The sequence below is a fragment of the Nocardia sp. NPDC058497 genome, assembly GCF_042720195.1.
In the GTDB taxonomy this organism is placed as follows: Bacteria; Actinomycetota; Actinomycetes; order Mycobacteriales; family Mycobacteriaceae; genus Nocardia.
The window spans coordinates 1-1,938 of record NZ_JBHXMY010000840.1; the positions used below are offsets into that span (position 1 = coordinate 1).

General features: G+C 69.0%; 3 protein-coding genes. All 3 read left to right on the forward strand.

What is annotated here, in order from left to right:
* The first annotated feature begins 179 nt into the window (after positions 1-179).
* A complete protein-coding gene (locus ACFWPJ_RS31605; protein WP_378857004.1) occupies positions 180-623 on the forward strand; it encodes a GtrA family protein in 444 nt (147 codons plus the stop codon).
* 9 nt (positions 624-632) lie between these two features.
* Entirely contained in the window at positions 633-857 is a 225-nt protein-coding gene (locus tag ACFWPJ_RS31610) for a Trm112 family protein (protein WP_378857006.1), read from the forward strand.
* A gap of 116 nt (positions 858-973) precedes the next feature.
* A complete protein-coding gene (locus tag ACFWPJ_RS31615; RefSeq protein WP_378857008.1) occupies positions 974-1,780 on the forward strand; it encodes a class I SAM-dependent methyltransferase in 807 nt (268 codons plus the stop codon).
* Positions 1,781-1,938 lie beyond the last annotated feature (158 nt).

The window sequence follows — 1,938 nt, forward strand, 5'->3', positions numbered from 1 at the left end:
AACCTCCCCGGCCCCCCCCGGTGCTCTCACACCGGCGGCTCCTCGACCGGCCTCGGCCTTCTTGTCCTCCCGTTTATCCTTTGGTTTTACGTGCGCGGGCGCAAGCCCGAGGACGAGCAGGCGGCGCCCGCGGTCGAGTCGATCCCCGACGGTGACGCCGAGCTCGCGGACGCGGTGCGGTGACCGCCGAGGCGGCGCCCGCCCACGGCGTGCTCGAGACGCCGGGCCCGCTGCTGCGGATCGTCAAACGCCAGGAGCTGGCGTTCGCGATCGTCGGCGGGTTCAACACCCTGCTCGGCATGGCGCTGGCCGTGTTCTGGCTGGGTGTGTTCGGTGACGACAGGCCCGGTCTGGCGGTGGTCGCGGCCTACGCGGTGAGCACGGTCGTCGCGTTCGTACTGCACCGCACTCTGGTGTTCCGGGTCCGCGGGCATCTGCTGCGCGACTTCGTCGCCTTCTGCGGGGTGAACGCGGGCGGCTTGGTCCTCAACGTGATCCTGGTCGAGCTGGCCGTAACGGGGCTGGATTTCCCGGCCGCTCCCACGTCGGTGATCGTGATGGGGCTGGTCGCGGTGCTCAGCTTCTTCGGGCACCGCTACATCTCGTTCCGGCGGGCGCGGTAGGTTAGGCACATGGCGCACGAATCCACCATCGACGCAACCCTGCTCAGCCTGCTGGCCTGCCCTCAGGACAAGGGCCCGCTGCAGCTGGTGCGCACCGAATCGGACGCGAGCGTGCTCTACAACCCGCGCCTGCGCCGCGCCTACCCGATCGACAACGGCATCCCGGTGCTGCTGATCGACGAGGCGCGCGACGTCACCGACGCCGAGCACGAGTTCTTCACCGCCCAGTCCTGATCGGCGCGGCGAACGCAGGGTCCCGACGGTCCCCGCTTCAGAGTTAGGGTTACCTCAGTCGCCGTCCCGTGGCGGTGACGTCGATTTCGTCCGGCGAGTGCGAGAAGGTGCCTCCGATGTCCGACGATGTAGCTCTGAGCGGCATTCCGCTGACCATGCTCTGGACCCTGCACAACCGCGGGTCGGAGGTGAAACGCGCCGACGCTGTCCTGACCGATCCCGACTGCGAACGCCTCTACGACACCATCGCCTTCGACTACGAGCGAACCTTCGGCCGACCTGACGGCACCCATGCCGTGCGGTCGGCTCGCTTCGACGAGGCGCTGCGCCCGTGGCTGGCCGACCATCCCGGCGCGACCGTCGTCGAACTCGCCGCCGGGCTGGAAACCCAGTTCCAGCGCTGCGACGACGGCGCGGTGCACTGGCTGTGCGTCGACGTCCCCGAGGCGATCGAGATCCGCAGCCGATTCCTGCCGCCGTCGCAGCGTTGCCGGTACCTGCCGATCAGCGCGCTCGATCTGACCTGGCTCAACGACGTCGATCCCACGCACGGCGTCTTCGTCACAGCGCAGGGACTTTTCATGTACTTCGAACCCGACGACGTGCGCCGCCTTGTCACCGTGATCCTCGAACGCTTCCCCGGCGTCGAGCTGATGTTCGACACCATCCCACCCTGGTTCTCCCGCAAGACGATGCGCGGCTTCCACAAGACACCGGACTACCTCGCGCCGCCGATGCCCTGGGGTGTGCGGCGGAGCGAGATCGCCGCGCTGCTGCGGTCATGGAGTCCCGCGGTCGAGGAGGTGACGGTGAGCTCCTACGGACCCTCGCACGGCCCGCTCGCCACGACCCTGCCACTGTTCGCCGCGCTACCGATCCTGCGCGATATCCCGCCCGCGATCGTCCGGGTGCGCTCGCGCTGAATCACGCACCGCCGGTGCCGATATCACCGGTCAGGTAGCGCTGCACCGAGGGGCCGACGGCGACGACGACGTCGTCGAGGTGGGCCCGAGCCCACCGGCGCGAAACGCCGAAATCTAGAGGGGGGGCAGCACCCCCCCCAAAAGACCCGCCCCCCCCG